Source organism: Streptomyces sp. NPDC051561, from assembly GCF_044454195.1.
Lineage (GTDB): Bacteria > Actinomycetota > Actinomycetes > Streptomycetales > Streptomycetaceae > Streptomyces.
Genome location: NZ_JBITDM010000014.1, coordinates 147923 through 164948, shown reverse-complemented (window position 1 = coordinate 164948; position 17026 = coordinate 147923). Strand labels below are relative to the sequence as shown.

The following is a 17026-nucleotide window of genomic DNA, read 5'->3' as shown; positions in this document are numbered from 1 at the left end:
CGGGGGGTGGGCGGGAGCCCGCGGGGCGGGCGGGCCGGCGCCGGAAGGCGGCCGGGCACGCGGGCCGGCCTCGGACGCGGGCACTCAGGTGCCGAAGCCGCCGAAGGGGTTGCCGTCGCCGGAGGACGACGGGGACTCGTCGGCGGAGGAGCCGGTGTCGCCGCTGCCGCCCTTGCGGAGGCTGTCCAGGTCGCTCTTGACGGTGTCGACGGGGATGGCGAAGCCGAGGCCGACGCTGCCCGCACTGCTGCCGGAGCCCGAACTCGGGGCGTACATGGCTGAGTTGATGCCGATGATCTCGCCGCGCATATTGATCAGGGCGCCGCCGGAGTTGCCGGGGTTGAGGGAGGCGTCGGTCTGGAGCGCCTTGTACGTGGTCTTGGAGGAGCCGGTGTCGCCATTGAAGCGCTCGCCTCCGAACTCGAACGGCCAGCCGCTGTCGCCCTGACCGCCCTGGCCCTGCTGCTGCCCCTTGTCCTGGTCCTTGGAGACCGTGACGTCGCGGTCGAGTGCGGAGACGATGCCGCTGGTCACCGTGCCGGACAGGCCCTCGGGGGAGCCGATCGCCACGACCTGTTCGCCGACCTTGACGTCCTTGCTGCTGCCGAGCTTGGCGGTGGGGAGCTTGCTCGCGCCCTGCACCTTGAGCAGGGCGAGGTCCTTGTCGGGGTCGGTGCCGACGACCTTCGCGGTGTACGACTTGCCGGTGGACAGGGTCACCTTGACCGAGTCCGCGCCGGCCACCACGTGGTTGTTGGTGACGATCTCGCCGTCCGCGGTGATGATCACGCCGGAGCCGGTGGAGGCGCCCGCCGAGGACTGGGCGCTGATCTCGACGATGGCGGGTCCGACGGACTCGGCCACGCCCGAGACGGTGCCCATGCTGGACTGGGAGACGTTGGTGCCGTTGGCACCGGTGCCGTATCCGTTGCCGTCGCCTCCGCCGACGTACTGCCCGGTGAGGTACGCGGCCCCGCCGCCCACACTCGCCGCGACGATCGCCACGGCGGCGAGCAGCGCCACCGGGCGGCGGGCGCGGCGGCGATGCGCGGTGGGAGGGTGCTCGGGCGGCGGCGGGAAGCCCGCGTACGAGGGGGTCTGCGACGGCGGCATCGGCGGCTGCGGGTTCGTCTCGTTCGTCATGTTCATGAGCGTGCGCCCGTTGGATGAGAACAGTCTGAGGGCAGGTTAAGAAGCCCGGCAGATTCCCGTATGCCCGATGTAAGAGCCTGCGCCGAGACGCCGGTTCCACAGCGGCTACGCGCAGCCGCACGACCTTCTGACGATCAGCGCCGACGGGAACTGCTTCACCCGCTCACGCCGCGACCCGGCGACCCGCAGCCCGTCGTCCAGAACCAGGTCCACCGCCGCACGGGCCATCGCGGGCCGGTCCGACGACACCGTGGTCAGCGGCGGATCGGTGAGAGCCGCCTCCTTCACGTCGTCGAAGCCGGCGACCGCCAGCTCCCCGGGCACGTCGATACGCAGCTCGCGGGCGGCCCGCAGCACGCCGATCGCCTGGTCGTCGGTGGAGCAGAAGATGGCGGGCGGGCGCTGGGGGCCGGCGAGCAGATCGAGGGCGACCTGGTACGCCGAGTAGCGGTCGTACGGAGCCGGGAACAGCCGGCCCTCCGTCGGGCGGCCCGACTCGCGCATCGCCCGCCGCCAGCCCTCCACGTGGTCGGCGACCGGGTCGCCGACGGACGGGGTGGACTCGACGCCGCCGAGGCAGGCGACGTACTCATAACCGTGTTCGAGGAGGTGGCGGGTGGCGAGCTGGGCGCCGCCCACGTCGTCCGTGACGACCGCGACGTCGTCGATGGCCTCCGGGCGCTCGTGCAGCAGGACCACCCGGGCGTCCCACGCGTCGATCTCGGCCGCCGCGCTCTCGGTCATGCCCTGGCTGACCAGGATCAGGCCGGAGACGCGCATGCCGAGGAAGGCGCGGAGGTAGTGCACCTCGCGCTCGTTGCGGTAGTCCGAGTTGCCGACCAGCACCATTTTTCCGCGCTCGGCGGCGGCCTGTTCGACCGCGTGCGCCATCTCCGCGAAGAACGGCTGCCGGGCGTCCGGCACGATCATGCCTATGAGGTCCGTGCGCCGGGACGCCATCGCCTGGGCGACCCGGTCCGGGCGATAGCCCAGTTCCTTGATCGCGGCGAGGACACGCTCGCGCGTGGCCGGGGCGACCGGCCTCGGTCCGTTGTTGATGACGTAACTGACGACCGCGGTCGAAGTCCCCGCCAGTCGTGCCACATCGTCCCGCGTCACCTTGGCCACGCGCAGGAGTCTACGCGGAGAGACCAGGTCACAGGCCGGTCGTCCCAAGGACCGGGGTGACTTGCTACTGGTTCATCCGGTACGGGCGATTCGGCCGAACGGGCGCGGGGCGAGACGGCCGGTGTGTCCGGCCGCCGCGGCCCCGCCATGTCCGTCTGCGCGGGCAGTCCCGCCCGCCCGGTCCGCTAGTCCGCCGCCGGTGTCTCCGTGGAGCGGGCCACCGACGCCGAGGCCCGGGCCCGGGCCTTCTCCGCCTCGCGGTTGCTGTGCTGCTTCTCGGCGGCCTTGGCCTCCTCCGCCGCGCGCTCGACCTTCTCCGGGACGACGAAGCGGTATCCGACGTTGCGGACAGTGCCGATCAGCGACTCGTTCTCCACGCCGAGCTTGGCGCGCAGCCGTCGTACGTGGACGTCGACCGTGCGGGTGCCGCCGAAGTAGTCGTACCCCCAGACCTCCTGGAGGAGCTGCGCCCTGGTGAAGACCCGGCCCGGGTGCTGGGCCAGGTACTTCAGCAGCTCGAACTCCTTGAAGGTCAGGTCCAGGACCCGGCCCTTGAGCTTGGCGCTGTACGTCGCCTCGTCGACCGAGAGGTCGCCGTTGCGGATCTCGGTGGGGATGTCGTCCGCGGCCAGGTTCTGCCGGCCGGTCGCCAGCCGCAGCCGGGCCTCGACCTCGGCCGGTCCCGCCGTGTCCAGGAGTACGTCGTCCACGCCCCAGTCCGCGGTGACGGCGGCCAGTCCGCCCTCCGTCACCACCAGGATCAGCGGACAGCCGGGCCCGGTGGAGCGCAGCAGCTGGCACAGCGACCTGACCTGCGGGAGGTCACGGCGGCCGTCGATCAGGATGGTGTCCGCACCCGGGGTGTCCACCAGGGCGGGGCCTTCGGCGGGGGCGACCCGCACACTGTGCAGCAGCAGGCCGAGGGCGGGAAGCACCTCCGTCGACGGCTGGAGGGCATTGGTGAGGAGCAGCAGGGAACTCATCGAGCCCCACCTGCTCGCCCGGTCGTCCGCCGGGGCATTCGCCCGGCCGCCCGTCGGTTCGTCGTTTTCGATTGGTGCACGGTTCGCTCGCCCATAACGTCGGTTCCTCCTCGGTCCCTGCGAGGACGTTTACGGCACTGCTTCGTACTGCGGTACTGCGTTCACTGCTGCGGTACTGCTTCATTGCTAGGCGGACGGGCCCCGCGCCCCGGAGTCCGACCTGCCCGTTTTCCCGCTCTCTTGCCCTGTTCTTTCCCGGACCTTTAGGTCTTCCGGAAAGCACAAAAGGACCCGGGGGCGTCGCTGCCCGAGTCCTCTGCCCAGCAGAATAGCCCACCTGGCGGAGGCGTTGGCCGTGCGCTTGATCACTCCCGTACACCGGCGCGTGGCCCGTTGTACGGCCGGAGTAGGGGTGAAACGGGGTTCACCCCGGGGAAAGCGGGCACGGGGGGCGCACGGAAGCGTGCGGGGGCGTGGGGGCACTCCGGGTCGCAGGAGCCGGCCCGGGCGGCGCCCGGCGGAGCCGCACCCGCCCCACCGCCCCCGCCCCACCCCGGCCCATCACCGTCATCGGTCCCGGCCCCATGGCCCATCATGGACAGCTGACGAGACCAAAGGAGCCGCCGCCATGGCAACTGGCACCATCCGCTTCTGGGCCGCCGCCAAGGCCGCCGCAGGCACCGGCGAGGAGCCCTACTCGGCCGACACCCTCGCCGAGGCACTGGACGCGGTCCGCGGCCGGCACCCCGGTGAACTGGTCCGGGTACTCCAGCGGTGCTCGTTCCTGATCGACGGCAACCCCGTCGGCACTCGTGACCATGGGACGGTACGGCTGGCCGAGGGCGGCACGGTCGAGGTGCTCCCGCCGTTCGCAGGAGGATGACCGGACCATGAGCAGCAACAACGATCACCAGTACCCGTACGGGCAGGCCCCGTACGGCGACCCCTCCTACGGGGAACCCCCGTACGGTGACCAGCCCCTCCCGGAACAGCAGTTCCAGGACCCGGCCGCCGCCCAGGACCCGTACGCCCAGGACCCGTACGCCACGCAGAGCTGGCAGGGGCAGACCTGGGACACCCAGTACCAGCCGGTGCAGCAGGGCCAGCAGTTCCAGCAAGGGCAGCCGGTGCAGCAGGGCCAGGAGGGCCCGCAGTTCCAGGAGGGCCACCAGGGGCAGCCGAGCCAGCAGAGCCAACAAGGGCAGCAGGCCCACCAGAGCCAGCACATGCAGCCCGGCCACCAGAGCCAGCCGGGCCGGCAGCCTTACCAGGCCGCCACCGACACGGCCTACCTTCCGCCGCAGAACATCGCCGGCCCCTCCGGTTCGTACCCCCTGCCGCCCGAGGTCCCGATGCACACCCCCGCCGCCGAACCGGGTCCCGAGCCCGCCCACAACGGCCCGGCGCCGTACGGCCAGGGACCCGGCCAAAGCCACAGCCAGGCCCCCCAGCAGGGCTACGACCAGGCCCCCCAGCAGGGATCCGGCCAGGGTTCCCACCAGGCCTCCCACCACACCGGCGCCCCCGCCCAAGCCCCCTACGACATGCCCCCCGCCTACACCTCCCCGGCGACCCGCGGCAACGCACGCGTCACCGACGCCCAGCGCGCCCGTGCCGAGGGCCGCTCGCCGATCATCGACCCGGGGATGAGGCCCGCCCTGATCACCGCGGTGCTGGCGGCGCTCCTCGCCGCCGCGGCCGTCTTCGGGCCGTTCGCTGTGGTGGTGCCCGTGGTGCTGCTGCAAGCGGTGACGGCGGCCGGATGGTTCCGGCTGAACGGGATGTGGCCGGCCAGGCAGGGCATCGCGCTGGCCTTCCTCGGCGGGCTGATCGCGGATGTCGCGATCCTCGCGGTGGACGCCGAGCACGCACCCGCCGCGATCCTCGGCACCCTCGGGGTGTGGGTGCTGCTCACCCTCGTACTGCAACTGCGCAACCGGATGCCCGCCGACGAGCGGATGTACGCCCTGACGGCCGGCGTCACCACCGCCGCGCTCACCGTGGTCGCCTCCGGGCTGCTCGCGGCCGACAGCAAGGCCACGACGGTCGGCGGGGCCGCGGTCGCGGCGGCAGTGGTCGCCCGTGCGCTGCCGCTGCCCACGCCGGCCTCGGTCGCCGTCGCCCTGCTCGCCGCCGCGGGCGCGGGCATCGCCGCCGGTGGCGCGAACGGGCTCGGTGGCGGCGGTGCGGTGATCGGTCTCGGCGCGGGGGTGTGCGCGCTGGTCGGGCTGCGGGTGGCGGCGTACGACTACCCGTCGAAGTTCGTGCACATGACGGCCGGGGTGGCGCTGCCGCTCGCGCTGGCCGCGCCCGCCGTGTACATGCTGGGCCGGGCGTTCGCCTGATCCCCCCGTACACCGCGCATTCCCGGGAACGGCCGAAGCGAGCGAAGCTGACCTGATCGTTCCCGGGAATGGCGCGAACCCCAGCGGTTAGGCTCACCCTCAGTACGGGGGCCGACGAACGCGGGGGACACAGCGACAATGCGCGCACTACGCATACTTCTGATTCTTGGCGTGATCCTCGGCGGGATCTTCGTCGCCGTCGACCGGCTTGCGGTCAACTACGCCGAATCCGAGGTGGCGGCCAAGGTTCGCACCAGCCAGGGTCTCTCGGCCGAGCCGCAGATCGACATCAAGGGTTTCCCCTTCCTCACCCAGATCCTCGCCAAGGAACTCGACCAGGTCGATGTCACCATCGAGGGCGTCGAGGCGAGCGCCGAGGGCAAGAAGCTCAAGCTCGGCAAGATGACCGCCGAACTCCACGACGTCGTCCTCTCGGGCAACTTCTCCTCCGCGACCGCGGCCAGCGCCACCGGCACGGCAGTGATCAGTTACGCCGACCTGACGCGCGCGGCGGGCGACAAGGACGTCAAGGTCGGCTACGGCGGCAACGGCAAGGTCAAGGTCACCGGTACGGTCTCGGTCCTCGGCCGGGAGATCTCCCGCAGTGTGAACTCGACGGTCGCCCTCCAGGACGGCGGCAAGGCGATCTCCGTGCACGCCGACGAGGTGCCGGGCCAGGGCATCCCGGCCCTCGAAGGCATGATCCGCAAGAAGATCGACTTCGTGCGGCAGATCGGCGGCCTGCCGAACGGTCTCAAGCTCGACAAGGTCACCCCGGTCGAGACCGGCGTGGAGATCGGCGTCACCGGCACCAACGTCCACCTGGCGGGCTGACCGCCCCCCCTCCGGCCGGACGGGGGCCGAGGCCCCTCCGGCCGGATGGCGAGACATCGCAGTCCAGTCCGCAGGACAACCAGGCACGCAGGCGGTACCAGGGGCCGGGAACGACATCCCGGCCCCTTCTCGTATCCCACTATCCGGACGATCTCGTCTCACTATTCGACACGCCGGTGACATGGCTGCCCGTACTTCCCTACGATCGGACCCATGCAGCAGCGACAGGCGGACCTCACGAAGCGGCGGGCAGTAGACCTGTGCCGCGTCGCCGCCATGCTCTGTCGCCCCGCCGTCTGAGCCGGACCACTGACGGGCAGAGCCCCTCAACTCCCGCTTCCCCAGGGTGATTTGCACCCATCGCGCCGCCTTTTCGAAAGCCTCGAAACCCCATCGTGTCGTACGGCCGCACAGCCCTACGTTGGCACTCGCGCACCCCGCAAAGCACCCGAAATGGACCGCAGAGCCCCTGCACCGCCCCGCACCGCCCCCGCCGTAACTGCCCCGGAGGAGAACCCGCACATGAGCCGCAGCGACGTACTCGTAGACGCAGACTGGGTCGAGGCCCACCTCGACGACCCGAAGGTCGCCCTCGTGGAGGTGGACGAGGACACCTCCGCGTACGAGAAGAACCACATCCGCAACGCGGTCCGGATCGACTGGACCAAGGACCTCCAGGACCCGGTCCGCCGCGACTTCATCGACCAGGCGGGCTTCGAGAAGCTGCTCTCCGAGAAGGGCATCGGCAACGACACCACCGTCGTCCTCTACGGCGGCAACAACAACTGGTTCGCCTCCTACGCCTTCTGGTACTTCAAGCTGTACGGCCACGGCGACGTCCGCCTGCTCGACGGCGGCCGCAAGAAGTGGGAGCTGGACTCCCGCGACCTGGTCGACGGCGCCGAGGTCCCGCAGCGCCCGGCCACCTCGTACAAGGCCCAGCCCCAGGACGAGTCGATCCGCGCCTACCGCGACGACGTCGTCAAGGCCATCAACACCGAGAACCTGGTCGACGTCCGCTCGCCCGACGAGTTCAGCGGCAAGCTGCTCGCCCCGGCGCACCTCCCGCAGGAGCAGTCCCAGCGCCCCGGCCACGTCCCCTCGGCCCGCAACATCCCGTGGTCCAAGAACGCCAACGACGACGGCACCTTCAAGTCCGACGACGAGCTGAAGGCCCTCTACGAGGCCGAGCAGGTCGACCTGGCGAAGGACACCATCGCCTACTGCCGCATCGGTGAGCGCTCCGCCCTCACCTGGTTCGTCCTGCACGAGCTGCTCGGCGTCTCCAACGTCAAGAACTACGACGGTTCCTGGACCGAGTACGGCTCCCTGGTCGGCGTCCCGATCGAGCTCGGCGCCAACAAGTAACCCCCGGCCAACCCACCCACCCCCGTTAGGAGTTACCCATGTGTGGAGCGAAGGCCGGCGGCCCCGACGCCTCGACCATCAAGCCCGGTGAGACCACCATCCAGGGCAGCATCACCAAGGACGGCGAGCCGGTCACCGGTTACGTCCGCCTGCTCGACTCGACCGGTGAGTTCACCGCCGAGGTGCCCACCTCCGCCACCGGCCAGTTCCGCTTCTACGCCGCCGAGGGCACCTGGACGCTGCGCGCCCTGGTCCCGGGCGGCACGGCGGACCGCACGGTCGTCGCGCAGACGGGTGGTCTGGCGGAGGTCGCGATCGCAGTGTGACGCGCGGCGCCGCATGAACCGGCCGGAGGGCCGCACCCACAGGGGGTTGGACGCTTACCTGTGACGAAGGGTGCGGCCCTCCGGTCATGTGCTCTCCAGGACTGCCGGTCCTACCGTGGAGGTATGTACGCACGTCGCCGGCGCGGCTACTTCCTGATGATGGGGACGTGCCTGGTCCTCTTCGTGACCGGGTGCGCCCTGGTCAGGCTCTGGTCCGTGCCGGTGGCGGTGGGGATGTGCGTGGTCGCGGCCCTGATTCCGCCGTTCGCGGCGATGGTCGCCAACCGCAGGGGTCCCGGTGACCGCTGGTGGGACGACACCACGGGCGACGACCGGTCGGACGACATGTGGGACGAACTCGACGGCAGGGGCAAGCGGGACCGCCGGTAGACGCTAGTAGACGAGTGCCTGGACGCCGTCGGCCATGATCTCGCTGACGAAGACCTGCGCCCCCGCGATCCGTACGCCCTCCAGGACGTCCTTCTCGCCGATGTCCCGGCGCACCGCGCACTGCGTGCAGAGCGTGATCCGGCCGGCCGCGAGGACCGACTCCATCAGGTCCGGCAGCGGAGCCGCGTGCGGCAGCTCGAACTCCGCCGCCTTCCCCGGCAGCGCGAACCACGCCGACTCCCCGGTCAGCCACAGCGACACCTCTACCCCGCTGGCCACCGCCACCGCCGCCACGGTGAACGCCTGCGAACACCGCTCCGGCGCATCGGCCCCGGCAGTCACCTTGATCACGAGCTTCTTCGACATATCGGGAACCCTAGTCCCGCAGCCCCGCGCCGCACGCCCGGCCCAGCGCGACGAACCTCACCGAGAGCGTCCGGCCCCGGCCGACTAAGCTGAGGCCCGGCCCGTACAACTCACACCTCGATCGTCGCAAGGAGCACCACGTGCTTGAGGCTTTCTTCTCCGCCCTGCTGGTCCTGGTCTGCGTCGGCGTCCTCGCCTTCGCCGGTCTGACCGTCAAGAAGCTCTACCAGGGCCAGCGCTAGCCACTCGCGCAGCCGCCGCCGCACCCCCCTACACAGATCGCCTGAGCCCCTCATGATCGAGATCCCGTCCGACCTGCACCCGGACCTCGTCCCCCTCGTCTTCCTCCTCGGGAAGTGGACGGGCGCGGGCGTCACCGACTTCCCCGGCGAGGAGAAGGCCAACTTCGGCCAGGAAGTCACCTTCAGCCACGACGGCCGCGACTTCCTGGAGTACGTCTCGCACTCCTGGATCCTCGACGCCGAGGGCAACAAGGTGAAGCCGCTGGAGACCGAGTCCGGCTTCTGGCGCATCGACAAGGACCGCAAGGTCGAGGTCGTGATGACCCGCGACACCGGCGTCGTCGAGATCTGGTACGGCGAGCTGGCCAAGCAGAAGCCGCAGATCGACCTGGTCACGGACGCCGTCGCGCGGACCGCCGCCTCGGGCCCGTACACCGGCGGAAAGCGCCTCTACGGCTACGTGAAGAGCGACCTCATGTGGGTCGGCGAGAAGGCCACCCCCGAGGTCGAGCTGCGCCCGTACATGTCCGCGCACCTCAAGAGGACCGTCACCCCCGAGGAGGTCGAGGCCATGGCGAAGAACCTGCCCGACCTGCCGGACGACGGCATCGCGTTCTTCCGCTGAGTCGCGCGAGTACCGCCGGATGCTCGCCGCGCTGCCTACACTTGGCGGCGTGGTGAGCACCGACTGGAAAAGTGATCTGCGGCAGCGCGGTTATCGGCTGACGCCGCAGCGGCAGCTTGTGCTGGAAGCGGTGGACGCGCTGGAGCACGGGACGCCGGACGAACTGCTCGTCGAGGTGCGCAAGACCGCTTCGGGGGTCAATATCTCGACGGTCTACCGGACGCTTGAGCTGCTGGAAGAGCTCGGGCTGGTGAGCCACGCGCATCTGGGGCACGGGGCGCCGACGTACCACCTCGCCGACCGGCACCACCATCTGCATCTGGTGTGCCGGGACTGTTCCGAGGTCATCGAGGCGGATGTCGAGGTGGCGGGGGACTTCATCGCGAAGCTGCGCGGGGACTTCGGGTTCGAGACCGATATGAAGCACTTCGCGATCTTCGGGGTGTGTGCCGCGTGCAAGGCGAAGAAGGCCGAGGGCGGCGGCTCGTAACCGAGGCGTTGGCGGGTCGTACGCTGGGGGCATGAAGAGCCCCCTCCTTGCCCTGCCCGGAGCCGTTCCCGCAGAGGGGCGCGACGAAGGCGTCGCCGCGCACTACGGCGACCTGTTCCGGGAGCAGCGCGCGCTCGCCGACGGATCCGGTTTCGTCGATCTCTCGCACCGGGGTGTGATCAGTGTCGACGGCGCCGACCGGCTGAGCTGGCTGCACCTGCTGATCACCCAGCATGTGACGGAGCTGCCCGCCGGGCAGGCGACCGAGGCGCTGGTGCTGACCGCCAACGGGCATGTGGAGCACGCGCTGTATCTGGTGGACGACGGCGAGACCACCTGGATGCACGTGGAGCCGGGTACGCAGGAGGAGTTGATCGTGTACCTGGAGAGCATGAAGTTCTTCTACCGGGTGGAAGTCGCCGACCGGACCGAGGAGTTCGGGGTGGTCTGGCTGCCCGCCGGGTCCATCGCCGAGGTGCCCGAGGGCGTGGTGGTACGGGAGACCCCGTACGGCCGGGACCTGTTCCTGCCGCGCGAGGAACTGGAGGCGTACGCCGCCGCTCAGGGGCCCGCAGCCGGTGTGCTGGCGTACGAGGCGCTCAGGGTCGAGGGGCACCGGCCGAGGCTGGGCTTCGAGACCGACCACCGGACCATCCCGCACGAGCTGGGGTGGATCGGCAGCGCGGTGCACCTGCAGAAGGGCTGCTACCGGGGCCAGGAGACGGTCGCCAGGGTCCAGAACCTCGGGAAGCCGCCGCGCCGGCTGGTCTTCCTGCACCTGGACGGCAGCGAGGTGCTGCTGCCGCCGTCCGGCACGCCGATCCGGCTCGCGGCCGACGGTGCCGAGGGGCGGCAGATCGGGTTCGTGACGACCTCCGTGCGCCACCACGAGCTGGGGCCGATCGCGCTGGCACTGGTGAAGCGGAACGTGGCCGTCGACGCGGAGCTGCTGGCCGGGGACACGGCGGCGGCCCAGGAGGTCGTGGTCGAGCCGTAGCGGGCCGGCGCACGCGTCCGGGGCCGGCGGTCAGCGCTCGAAGGGGCGGGTCAGCTTCGTCTTCTGGAGGTCCAGGACCTTCTGCACCTGGTCGGTGGTCATCCCGGGTGCCGCCATGGGCATGGAGCGGCGGGACAGCGGGTTCTGCACGACGGCGGTCGTCACGAGGCTGCCGGTCCGCACCACGTAGACCTCAAGGCGGATGAGCGGGTACCCGCTGTCCACCGGCTTGGCGTCCACCGCGAAGCGGGTCTCCTCGGCGGCCCCCGCCCCGCCGGGCAGCTTGCTCACGGTCGCCCTGTAGTGGCGGCTCAGCGGCCCGGTGAGGTCGAAGGGACCGCAGGAGCCGATCGCCTGGGAGAGTCGCTCGACGGCCCGCCGGGCGCCGTCCTGGTCGTACGTGCCGAGCTTGAGGTCCGTCGGGAAGGCGGAGGCGTCCCTCGGAGCGACCGTGGTGTGCGCCGAGCGGACCGCCTCCAGGGTGCCGGGGCCCAGTGTGTCCGTCACCGGCACGCAGGGCTGGTCGGTGGTGCGCCAGGCGGGCAGATTGGCGTTCTCGGTCTGCTGGGCGACGCCCATGGCGTAGCGCTTGGCGTCATCGTCGGAGTTCGCCAGCACCGCGTCCCGCACCTCCCCGTCGGTCAGCGCCCGGGACGCGTCCGCCAGTGTCGCGGGCTCACCGGAGCCGCAGCCGCTCAGCAGGGCGGCGAGAGCGGCGGCGTACAGGACTGATCTGGAGCTGTCGAAAAGCGTGCGCGTGCGCATGGAACGGTTCCCCCCTGCGGATGCCCTCGGGCACTGATTCAGACCTCGATCAATACCGTGAAAGGCCCGTGGTTCGTCAAGGAAACCCGCATGTCCGCACCGAACCTGCCCGTCTCGACAGTGGCCCCCAGCTTCCGCAACTGCGTCACGACCTCGTCGACCAGCGGCTCGGCGACGTCCCCGGGGGCCGCGGCGTTCCAGGTGGGGCGGCGGCCCTTGCGGGCGTCCCCGTACAGGGTGAATTGCGAAATCACGAGAAGCGGCGCATTTACGTCGGAGCAGGACTTCTCGCCTTCGAGAACGCGCACCGACCACAGCTTCCGCGCCAGCTGCGCCGCCTTCTCGGGGGTGTCCTCATGGGTCACTCCCACCAGGACACACAGGCCCTCGCCGACGATCTCGCCGACACTCGTCCCACCGACGACGACGCTCGCGCCGTCCACTCTCTGCACCACAGCTCGCATGGGGACCATGATGCCTTCCCCCGCCTGCCTCATTTGTGCAAGGGCCATACGGGTGCACTGTGCCTGCGTCGGCAGGGGTAGGAGTGGCACGATGCGGGGCAAGGCGGTGCGCCGCACCGTTCGAGGGGACGGAAATTCATGAGCACTTCTGGCGCCGGGCGAGGGCCCGGTCCCGTACCGATGCAAATGGCACCGACGGCGGAGGCGGCCCGGGCACCCGCTCCACGCACCGCACACCACGGCGACGGCACCCCGGGTGCCCTGCACGTACTCCCACAGCCCGATCTCCGCACCCTCGGCCTGCCTCAGCTGCGGACCCTGCGCAAGGACGCGCAGCGGGACGAGGCGGACCTCAGCTACGTACGCAGGCTGCTGCACGGGCGGATCGACATCCTCCGAGCCGAGCTGGGCCGTCGGGGCGGGCCGCAGCCGCCGGTGCTGGAGCGGCTCTCCGAGATCCTGGCGGACGCCCCCTCGACGCACCGGTCGTCCGCCCGGCACGTCACGCTGTCGCCGCCGCGCAACGAGCAGTACCGGCTGCTGGCCGCCGAGATGCTCGCCGAGGTCGAGCTGTCCGACCTGGACGCCCGGACGGACCAGGAGCTGCACTCGGGAATGGGCCGCCTCATCGGCTATGAGCAGCAGGTTTCCCGGCAGCGGCAGCAGCTCCAGAGGACCGCCGACGATTGCAGTGCGGAGATCGCCCGCAGGTACCGTGAGGGCGAAGCACAAGTGGACGATCTGCTGCACTGAGGGGTGTTCTGCCCCACGGAGGGGTGTTCTCCGCCCTGACAGGGCGGTTCGTCCGCTTCGGGCTTCGTCTCCGTTCGCGTACGACCCGGAAGGCCAAGCCGACGATGACCTCCTCCAGCACCACCACCGCCACCCCCGGCATACCCCCGGTTCTCGCCGAAGTCGTCCGATCCGGCTTCGTCGAGGGCCATCACCGGGGCTCGCTGGTGATCCTGGCGGCGGACGGCAGCGTGGAGCTGGCCGTCGGCGACGTGAGCGCCCCCGTCTTCCCCCGCTCCAGCAACAAGCCGATGCAGGCCGCCGCACTGCTGCGGGCCGGACTCGACCTCTCCGGGGAGCGCCTGGCGCTGGCCTCCGCGAGCCACTCGGGGGAGAGCTTCCACCTCGATCTCGTACGGAAGATGCTCAGCGAGCACGGGCTGAGCGAGTCCGACCTCCAGACCCCGCCCGATCTCCCGCTCGACGCGGTCGAGGCCGAGGCCTATCTGGCGTCCGGCAAGGTCCGTGAGCGGGTCACCATGAACTGCTCCGGCAAGCACGCCGCGATGATCGCCGCCTGCAAGGCCAACGGGTGGGACACCGCGACGTACCTTGACCCGGCGCATCCGCTGCAGCGCCTGGTGCTGGAGTGCGTGGAGCTGGCGAGCGGCGAGAAGGTGACCGCCGTGGGCACGGACGGCTGCGGTGCCCCGCTGATGGCGCTCAGCCTGACCGGTCTCGCGCGGGCCTTCCGGTACTTCGTGCGGGCGGAGCCGGGTTCGGCGGAGCGCCGGGTCGCGGACGCGATGCGGGCGCACCCGGAGTATGTGGCCGGAACCCGACGCCCCGACACCTGGCTGATGACGGCCGTGCCGGGGGTGCTGTCGAAGATGGGCGCGGAGGCGGTGCAGGCGGTGGCGCTGCCGGACGGGCGGGCGCTCGCCTTCAAGATCGACGACGGGGCCGGGCGGGCGCTGGGGCCGGTGCTGGCCAGGGCGCTCTCGCTGCTCGGTGTGGAGGGCGATGTGGTGGCCAGGATCGGCGACGCACCGCTGCTCGGGGGGCCGGTCAGGGTCGGCGAAATACGGGCGACATTCTGACAGGGGTGTGTTTAGCGTGGGTGCATGAGTGCTCACGCTGCTGCCGGATCCGCCAACTCACCCTCGCCCGCCGCTTCCACCTCTACGGCTGCTGTCCCGGACACGTCCGTGGAGGTTCGGCCCGTCACCGAGGCCGAGTTCCCGGACTGGATGCGGGCCAAAGGCACCGGATTCCTGATGGCGGACAGGATCACCGAGGAGGATGTGGCGCTGCGGCTGGGGCGTACCGACCTCAGCAGGACGCTGGGCGCCTTCGAGGCGGGCCGGTGTGTGGCGACGTACCGCTCCTTCGAGCAGCAACTCACCGTCCCCGGTGGGCAGTTCGTGGCAGCGGGCGCCGTGACGTCGGTCACCGTGTCGCCCACCCACCGGCGGCGCGGGCTGCTCGGCCGGATGATCCGTGACGACCTGGCGAAGGCCAGGGATCGCGGTGAGGTGGTGGCGACACTGATCGCGGCCGAGTACCCGATCTACGGGCGGTACGGCTTCGGGCACGCGACCAGCACCGTGGAGTGGGAGATCGACACCCACCGCACCGGTCTCGACCCGAGGTGGGCGGGACCGGAGTGCGGGGGCCGGGTCGACCTGGTCGAACCCGAGGACGTACGGAAGTCCGGTCCGGAACTGCACGAGCGGCTCCGGGCGCGCAAGCCGGGAGCGATCGACCGGCGGACCGCCTGGTGGGAGGACCGGACGGGACTGACCTCGTTCTCCTCCGAGCCGTACAAGGCGGCCTTCTACGCCGTCTACCGGGCGCCGGAGTCGGCCGGTGGCGAGGTGGAGGGCCTGGTCAAGTACGGGGCCGACGACAAGTGGGGCGACGGCAAGCAGCCGCTGAACACGGTGCAGGTGCACGATCTGATCGCGACCACCCCGGCCGCCGAGCGGGCGCTGTGGCGGTACCTCTGTTCGATCGACTGGGTGGCGAAGGTACGGACCGGCTACCGCGCGCCGGACGACCTGGTGCCGGAGCTGCTGCCCGACCCGCGTGCGGCGCGGGTGGTCACGTCGGCGGACTGGCTGTGGGTGCGGGTGCTGGATGTCGTACGGGCCCTGGAGGCCAGGACGTACTCCGCCGGCGGCGGGGCGCGGTCCGTGGTGCTGGAGGTGGCGGACCCGCTGGGGCTGGCCGGGGGGCGGTTCCGGCTGGACGTGTCGGCGGACGGTGCGGGGCGCTGCGTGGCCACCGAGGAGGCGGCGGAACTGGCTCTGGATGTACGGGAGTTGGGGGCGCTGTACCTCGGCGGGCGGTCGGCGGAGCGGATGCTGGCGCTGGGCCAGGTGCGGGAGGCCGGGCCGGGGGCCGCGGCCCGGGTGGACGCTCTGTTCAGGACACCGCGCGAGCCGTGGTGCCCGGACATCTTCTGAGTCGGGGCCGGTGTGTGGGGCTCCTGGCGTCCTGACCTGAGGCGCCGGAGTCCCGGCCCCTGTGCGGTCAGCTGAAGGCGGACTGGCCGAGGAAGAAGAGGGCGGCGGTGCCGAAGCCGAGGCAGGTCTTGTTGCCCGTCTTGTAGCCGACCGTGAGGAAACCGATGGCGGCGACGCCGAGGAGGCCGAAGCGGTCCTCCACCATCTCGCCGACGAAGTAGAGACCAAGGGCGAGGAGTGCGATGAGCGGCATGGGGATCACTCCTTGGAGAGAGGGGTGGTGAGACGGTCACCAACAGGCATGTATTGGTGCGTAGTTGAGCTATCTATTCAGAGTTGGCAGCCAACTCTTCTGGAGTTGTCCCCATACCCCAAGAACTTTTAACCAGGTTCGCCAACAACTCCCGCTAGATGGCGTGAAGTTGTAGTGTTCTGGGTGTGAGCACTGCTGGCGCCGCCGTGAACGGTCGGAAAAGGTCGCACCGAGATGTGGCCGACGCGCTGCGGGCCCGGATCAGGGCCAGGCAGCTGCGGCCGGGCGACCGGATGCCGACCCAGGCGCAGTTGGCAGAGGAGTTCGGGGTCGAGCGGGGCGCCGTGCGGCAGGCGTTGCGCATCCTCCAGGAGGAGCGTCTGCTGGTGAACGTGACCAAGGGTTCGCCCGCCACGATCGCCGACGACGCGCCCGCCGCCCTCGCCCCGCACGCCGCCCCGCCGCAGCCGACGATGGTCGCGCTGGGCTCCCGTATCGCCGAGGCCTTCGCGGCCCCGCACGTGGAGATCGACGCACTGTGCCTGACGTCGGTGTCGCTCACCATGGCGGTCGGCGAGGCCCTGCGGCTGATCCACGAGGGCCGTATCAGGCCGGAGAAGGTCACCGTGCGGGTGCTGCTGCCCAGCCGGGACATCGACCTGGCGTTCCCCACACCGGTGGCCGACGGCACGGACGAACGGCTGCAGCGGCGGTGGCTCGACCAGCGCAACGCCCAGGGCCAGGTGCTGCGCCACAACCTGCGCAACCTCCGCCGCACCCACGGCATCGACGTCCGGGTGGACTTCCGGGCCCTCCCGTTCACCCCACCGGTCAAGCTCTACCTCCTCAACGGCTCCGAGGCGCTCTTCGCCTACTACATGATCACCAAGCAGGAGGAACAGTTCGACGAACAGGAGCCGTTGGAGATGTACGACACGGTGGGCACCCGGTCGATGCTCTTCCACTTCTCCGGGGAGACGGGCGGCCAGCGGGACGGGACGTTCGTGGAGCAGTCCCAGCTGTGGTTCGACTCGATCTGGAACACGATCAGCCAGGATCTGACGCTGGCCACGGGGCTCTGAGTCGGGATCGTTCGGC

General features: G+C 70.7%; 21 protein-coding genes. 14 read left to right on the top strand and 7 right to left on the bottom strand.

Translation table 11 applies throughout. The annotated features are described in order from the left end of the window. Nucleotides 1-84: 84 nt before the first annotated feature. From ACIA73_RS27660 to ACIA73_RS27650, 3 genes are all read right to left on the bottom strand, one after another. Complete coding sequence (locus ACIA73_RS27660) at nucleotides 85-1143, bottom strand: S1C family serine protease (protein ID WP_399441452.1); 1059 nt, start codon at nucleotides 1141-1143, stop codon at nucleotides 85-87. 114 nt (nucleotides 1144-1257) lie between these two features. Next, the gene (locus ACIA73_RS27655) at nucleotides 1258-2280 is read right to left on the bottom strand and encodes a LacI family DNA-binding transcriptional regulator (RefSeq protein ID WP_399441451.1); all 1023 of its coding nucleotides are present in this window, start codon (nucleotides 2278-2280) and stop codon (nucleotides 1258-1260) included. Between the two features lie 185 nt (nucleotides 2281-2465). Beyond that, a complete protein-coding gene (locus tag ACIA73_RS27650; protein WP_399441450.1) occupies nucleotides 2466-3263 on the bottom strand; it encodes a winged-helix domain-containing protein in 798 nt (265 codons plus the stop codon). Between the two features lie 628 nt (nucleotides 3264-3891). Between ACIA73_RS27650 and ACIA73_RS27645 the strand changes: the two genes are divergently transcribed. The 7 genes from ACIA73_RS27645 to ACIA73_RS27615 all read left to right on the top strand — a co-directional run bounded on the left by ACIA73_RS27645 (nucleotide 3892) and on the right by ACIA73_RS27615 (nucleotide 8526). Beyond that, complete coding sequence (locus tag ACIA73_RS27645) at nucleotides 3892-4146, top strand: MoaD/ThiS family protein (RefSeq protein ID WP_399441449.1); 255 nt, start codon at nucleotides 3892-3894, stop codon at nucleotides 4144-4146. A gap of 7 nt (nucleotides 4147-4153) precedes the next feature. Beyond that, complete coding sequence (locus ACIA73_RS27640; protein WP_399441448.1) at nucleotides 4154-5608, top strand: hypothetical protein; 1455 nt, start codon at nucleotides 4154-4156, stop codon at nucleotides 5606-5608. A 138-nt stretch (nucleotides 5609-5746) separates the two neighbouring features. Further along, a complete protein-coding gene (locus ACIA73_RS27635) occupies nucleotides 5747-6442 on the top strand; it encodes a DUF2993 domain-containing protein (protein WP_399441446.1) in 696 nt (231 codons plus the stop codon). A gap of 213 nt (nucleotides 6443-6655) precedes the next feature. Further along, nucleotides 6656-6742: an Ms5788A family Cys-rich leader peptide gene (locus tag ACIA73_RS27630; protein ID WP_399441508.1), complete on the top strand. Its 87-nt coding sequence runs from the start codon at nucleotides 6656-6658 to the stop codon at nucleotides 6740-6742. A 222-nt stretch (nucleotides 6743-6964) separates the two neighbouring features. Next, nucleotides 6965-7810, top strand: a complete 846-nt coding sequence (locus ACIA73_RS27625; protein WP_399441445.1) for a sulfurtransferase — start codon at nucleotides 6965-6967, stop codon at nucleotides 7808-7810. Between the two features lie 38 nt (nucleotides 7811-7848). Then, nucleotides 7849-8136, top strand: a complete 288-nt coding sequence (locus ACIA73_RS27620) for a DUF1416 domain-containing protein (protein WP_399441444.1) — start codon at nucleotides 7849-7851, stop codon at nucleotides 8134-8136. Between the two features lie 123 nt (nucleotides 8137-8259). After that, the gene (locus tag ACIA73_RS27615) at nucleotides 8260-8526 is read left to right on the top strand and encodes a DUF3099 domain-containing protein (RefSeq protein WP_399441443.1); all 267 of its coding nucleotides are present in this window, start codon (nucleotides 8260-8262) and stop codon (nucleotides 8524-8526) included. Between the two features lie 3 nt (nucleotides 8527-8529). On the opposite strand, the gene ACIA73_RS27610 is transcribed toward ACIA73_RS27615, so the two are convergent. Then, the gene (locus ACIA73_RS27610; protein WP_399441442.1) at nucleotides 8530-8892 is read right to left on the bottom strand and encodes a DsrE family protein; all 363 of its coding nucleotides are present in this window, start codon (nucleotides 8890-8892) and stop codon (nucleotides 8530-8532) included. 294 nt (nucleotides 8893-9186) lie between these two features. Here ACIA73_RS27610 and ACIA73_RS27605 point away from each other — a divergent pair, with 294 nt between their 5' ends. From ACIA73_RS27605 to ACIA73_RS27595, 3 genes are read left to right on the top strand one after another with little or no spacing between them, the layout of a single operon-like run. Further along, the gene (locus tag ACIA73_RS27605) at nucleotides 9187-9759 is read left to right on the top strand and encodes an FABP family protein (RefSeq protein WP_399441441.1); all 573 of its coding nucleotides are present in this window, start codon (nucleotides 9187-9189) and stop codon (nucleotides 9757-9759) included. Nucleotides 9760-9808: 49 nt separating this feature from the next. Beyond that, nucleotides 9809-10249, top strand: coding sequence for a Fur family transcriptional regulator (locus ACIA73_RS27600; protein ID WP_399441440.1), 441 nt, complete (start codon nucleotides 9809-9811; stop codon nucleotides 10247-10249). A gap of 31 nt (nucleotides 10250-10280) precedes the next feature. Then, nucleotides 10281-11246: a YgfZ/GcvT domain-containing protein gene (locus ACIA73_RS27595; RefSeq protein WP_399441439.1), complete on the top strand. Its 966-nt coding sequence runs from the start codon at nucleotides 10281-10283 to the stop codon at nucleotides 11244-11246. Nucleotides 11247-11276: 30 nt separating this feature from the next. On the opposite strand, the gene ACIA73_RS27590 is transcribed toward ACIA73_RS27595, so the two are convergent. Continuing rightward, nucleotides 11277-12011 (bottom strand): hypothetical protein, encoded by a 735-nt coding sequence (locus ACIA73_RS27590; RefSeq protein WP_399441438.1) that lies wholly within the window; start codon nucleotides 12009-12011, stop codon nucleotides 11277-11279. A 38-nt stretch (nucleotides 12012-12049) separates the two neighbouring features. Next, nucleotides 12050-12475, bottom strand: coding sequence for a D-aminoacyl-tRNA deacylase (gene dtd, locus ACIA73_RS27585; RefSeq protein WP_399441437.1), 426 nt, complete (start codon nucleotides 12473-12475; stop codon nucleotides 12050-12052). A 138-nt stretch (nucleotides 12476-12613) separates the two neighbouring features. Between dtd and ACIA73_RS27580 the strand changes: the two genes are divergently transcribed. The 3 genes from ACIA73_RS27580 (at nucleotide 12614) to ACIA73_RS27570 (ending at nucleotide 15675) form a co-directional block, all read left to right on the top strand. Beyond that, on the top strand, nucleotides 12614-13228 hold the full coding sequence (locus ACIA73_RS27580; RefSeq protein ID WP_399441436.1) for an ABC transporter substrate-binding protein: 615 nt from the start codon (nucleotides 12614-12616) through the stop codon (nucleotides 13226-13228). A 104-nt stretch (nucleotides 13229-13332) separates the two neighbouring features. Further along, nucleotides 13333-14307 (top strand): asparaginase, encoded by a 975-nt coding sequence (locus ACIA73_RS27575; protein WP_399441435.1) that lies wholly within the window; start codon nucleotides 13333-13335, stop codon nucleotides 14305-14307. Nucleotides 14308-14331: 24 nt separating this feature from the next. After that, a complete protein-coding gene (locus tag ACIA73_RS27570) occupies nucleotides 14332-15675 on the top strand; it encodes a GNAT family N-acetyltransferase (RefSeq protein WP_399441434.1) in 1344 nt (447 codons plus the stop codon). 67 nt (nucleotides 15676-15742) lie between these two features. Here ACIA73_RS27570 and ACIA73_RS27565 read toward each other — a convergent pair whose 3' ends face one another. Then, nucleotides 15743-15928, bottom strand: coding sequence for a hypothetical protein (locus ACIA73_RS27565; RefSeq protein ID WP_399441433.1), 186 nt, complete (start codon nucleotides 15926-15928; stop codon nucleotides 15743-15745). A gap of 179 nt (nucleotides 15929-16107) precedes the next feature. Here ACIA73_RS27565 and ACIA73_RS27560 point away from each other — a divergent pair, with 179 nt between their 5' ends. Next, nucleotides 16108-17010 (top strand): winged helix-turn-helix domain-containing protein, encoded by a 903-nt coding sequence (locus ACIA73_RS27560; RefSeq protein WP_399441507.1) that lies wholly within the window; start codon nucleotides 16108-16110, stop codon nucleotides 17008-17010. Nucleotides 17011-17026: the final 16 nt, after the last annotated feature.